The sequence below is a fragment of the Actinoplanes sp. NPDC051633 genome (assembly GCF_040681735.1).
Lineage (GTDB): Bacteria > Actinomycetota > Actinomycetes > Mycobacteriales > Micromonosporaceae > Actinoplanes.
Genome location: NZ_JBFAZH010000967.1, coordinates 1 through 2,999, shown reverse-complemented (window position 1 = coordinate 2,999; position 2,999 = coordinate 1). Strand labels below are relative to the sequence as shown.

At 70.7% G+C, this 2,999-nt stretch carries 4 protein-coding genes; 1 reads left to right on the top strand and 3 read right to left on the bottom strand.

From position 1 onward, the window contains the following. Positions 1–75 precede the first annotated feature (75 nt). Positions 76–429, top strand: a complete 354-nt coding sequence (locus AB0M20_RS35290; protein WP_364304839.1) for an MmcQ/YjbR family DNA-binding protein — start codon at positions 76–78, stop codon at positions 427–429. 74 nt (positions 430–503) lie between these two features. Here AB0M20_RS35290 and AB0M20_RS35285 read toward each other — a convergent pair whose 3' ends face one another. The 3 genes from AB0M20_RS35285 to AB0M20_RS35275 form a co-directional block, all read right to left on the bottom strand. Beyond that, positions 504–1,655, bottom strand: coding sequence for an epoxide hydrolase family protein (locus AB0M20_RS35285; RefSeq protein WP_364304837.1), 1,152 nt, complete (start codon positions 1,653–1,655; stop codon positions 504–506). Further along, positions 1,652–2,479 (bottom strand): LLM class flavin-dependent oxidoreductase, encoded by an 828-nt coding sequence (locus AB0M20_RS35280; protein WP_364304835.1) that lies wholly within the window; start codon positions 2,477–2,479, stop codon positions 1,652–1,654. Before AB0M20_RS35280 ends, AB0M20_RS35285 begins: the two co-directional genes overlap by 4 nt. A gap of 111 nt (positions 2,480–2,590) precedes the next feature. Continuing rightward, positions 2,591–2,999: multicopper oxidase domain-containing protein (locus tag AB0M20_RS35275; RefSeq protein ID WP_364304833.1), on the bottom strand; the 409-nt coding region annotated here is incomplete at its 5' end.

Sequence of the window (2,999 nt, the reverse complement as noted above, 5' to 3'; positions counted from 1 at the left end):
GCCGCCTGCCGCGGCCCGTGGACGGCCTCGTTCCGTCGCACGGGAATGTCAGACCCTGGCGATAGCGTGCTGGGCATGGTCACCGTCGAAGACGTGCGGGCGGTCGCCCGGCGATTGCCGCGCAGCGAGGAACACCTGATCCGCGACCGGGTGAAGTTCCGGGTGGGAAAGATCGTCTACGTGGCGTTCTCCCGGGACGAGACCGTCATGGGCTTCGGCTTCCCCCGGGAGGAACGCGAAGCCCTGGTGGCCTCGGCGCCGGACGTCTTCCACCTGCCGGGCCAGTCGGACATGCGATTCCAGTGGGTTCAGGCATGGATGGCCACGCTCGACCCGGTCCTGATGGAAGAGCTGGTCATCGACGCCTGGCGCATGGTGGTCCCCAAGCGTGTCGCCGCGGCCTTCGTCGCCAGCCTGCCGGACCGCTGATTCGTCCGCCGGCCGTGCCCGCCGGCCGAGCCCGCCGGCCGAGTGGCGATCTCCGCTCCCGGGTGAGGTCGTCCTCATGGCCCGTCACGGCCTTGCGCGCCATCGTTCCCCAGCGCCCGGATGCACTCGCGCACCTCGTTGACGAACAGGTCCGGCTGTTCGAACGCCGCGAAGTGCCCGCCCCTCGCCGGTTCGTTCCAGTATCGGATGTCTGTGAAGCGGCGCTCGGCCCACCGCCTCGACGGCCGTGGGTTCTCCCTGGGGAAGATCGAGCAGCCCGTCGGCACGGTGACCCGGTCGGTGGCCGCGCCCCGGAAGCGGGCCTTCACGCCGGCGAAGCTCTCCCAGTACAGCCTCGCCGCCGAAGCGCCCGCGCCCGGGAGCCAATAGAACATCAGGTTGTCCAGCAGCTCGTCGCGGGTCAGCACGGTGCTCAGGTCGCCGTCGCAGTCGGTCCACGCCTGGAACTTCTCGACGATCCACGCGCACAGCAGCGCCGGTGAGTCGACCAGGCCGTAGCCGATGGTCTGCGGCCGGGTGGACTGCTCGTGCGAATAGCCGTCGCCCGACTCTCCCGACTCCAGCGCGGCCACCGCCTCGCGCTCGGCCGGTGTCAGGTCGTCGAACGTGGCCGGATCAGGCGCCACGAGCGGAGGCACCAGATGCAGGCCGATTACGTGACCCGGATGGCGTTTGCCGATCTCGGTGCTGATGCTCGTACCCCAGTCGTGGCCCTGCGCGACGAACCTGTCGTAGCCCAGCCGCTCCATCAGCTCGGCCCACGCGTCGGCGATCCGCTCGACCGTCCAGCCGGCCTCGGCCGGACGACCGCTGAAGCCGTAGCCCGGCAGGGACGGGACCACCAGGTGGAAGTCTTCGCTCAGTGGCCCCAGCACCTTCTCGAACTCGATCACCGAACCCGGCCAGCCGTGGGTCATCACCAGCGGCGTTGCGTCCGGCCGCGGCGAGCGTACGTGGATGAAGTGGATCTCGAGGCCGCCGATCTCCATGCGGAACTGCGGCAGCGCATTGAGCCGCGCCTCGGTCGCGCGCCAGTCGTAGCCGTCGGCCCAGTAGTCGCAGAGCTCCCGCACATACGACAACGGCGGGCCCTGTGCCCAGCCGGGCGACGTGGCCGGCTCGGGCCAGCGGGTGCGGCGCAGGCGGTCGCGCAGATCGGCGAGCACCTCATCGCCGACCTCGATCCGGAAGGGCTCGGCGGTCATGCCGCGGCTCGCGGAGGACCGGCCGCGATCCGCTCGCTGATCTGCGCCATGCGCTCGGCGCTGTGGTGCGGCATCTCCCAGCGCGTCTCCATCCACCACGTGCAGCCCGCCGCCGCCCACGGCTCGACCTGAGATCGTGCGGCGGCCGGATCCGCGGTCGGTGTCTCACCCTCGGCCAGCATGTCGAGAGCCGGGGAAGCGCCTTGCCCGGTCAGCCAGGCGCGCATCTCGCGGACCGTCTCGGGCGTCTGCTCGTGGCCGGGAATCAGCCCGTCGCACCGGGCCACCCGCCGCATGGATCTCGGGTGCGGCCATTTCCCCACCACCCAGATCGGCACGCGTTCCTGCACCGGCCGGCCCACCTGAGCCAGGTCGTTGCGGGCCACCTCGTACTCGTAATGCCGGCCACGATAAGTGGAACCGCCCGCCCACAGGACCCGCATCAGGTCGATCGCCTCGTCCATCATGTCGGCCCGCTGCCGCAGGTCGGTCACCTCACCGGTCAGCGGCAGGTCGGTGGTCAGCGCGCCGACCCCGATGCCGAGGATCGCCCGGCCGCCGGAGAGCTGGTCGACGGTGGCAACCTGACTCGCCACCTTCCACGGCCGGCGCCACGGCAGCGGCGTCAGCATGGTGCCTAGCCGGATCCGGCTGGTCACCACCGCCATCGCGGCCAGCAGGCTCCACGCGTCGACGCCGTAGCCCGCCTCCCACACGAACACGCCGTCCCACCCCGACCGCTCGGCCAGCCGGGCCTGCTCGACCTGCTCCGCCGCCGTGCCGCCGGGAAGGATCACGCCGTATCGCATCGTCTGCTCCGCCATGGAGGAAGTCTTATCAGCCCCCTCCGACATTTTCCGGCCGTCGGTCCCGGCGACTGCCGCGCTCCGGAATTCTTGTCGTAGGCGGCCGGTAGACCTTTCCGCATGACCGCGTCAGACGATGTCGAAGTTCGCCATCATCGCCATGTCCTCGTGCTCGAGGTTGTGGCAGTGCAGCATGTATCGGCCGCGGTGGCCCGCGAACTTCACGAGCACCTCCACCGCTTCGTACGGGCGCACATCCACCGTGTCCTTCCAGCCGGTCTCCCACGGCTCGGCCGATCGCCCGCTGCGCGAGAGGATCTGGAAGTGCGCGAGGTGCACGTGCACGGGGTGGTGGAAGTCGCTGGTGAACCGCCACAGCTCGACCGTGTCGAGGCGCGGCGCGGCCAGGCTGTCCGCGGGGTCGTACGGGCGGCCGTTGACCGTCCAGCCCGAGCCGCTGCGGCGGAAGTCGAACTGCCGGTCGGTGACCGCGTCGGCCTTGGTCGGCAGCTTTTCGGCCGGCGCCAGGGCGTCCGGC

Coding starts and splice junctions, on each gene's coding strand:
- AB0M20_RS35280 (WP_364304835.1), bottom strand. CDS start 2,479: ATGGCGGAGCAGACGATGCGATACGGCGTGATCCTTCCCGGCGGCACG.
- AB0M20_RS35285 (WP_364304837.1), bottom strand. CDS start 1,655: ATGACCGCCGAGCCCTTCCGGATCGAGGTCGGCGATGAGGTGCTCGCC.
- AB0M20_RS35290 (WP_364304839.1), top strand. CDS start 76: ATGGTCACCGTCGAAGACGTGCGGGCGGTCGCCCGGCGATTGCCGCGC.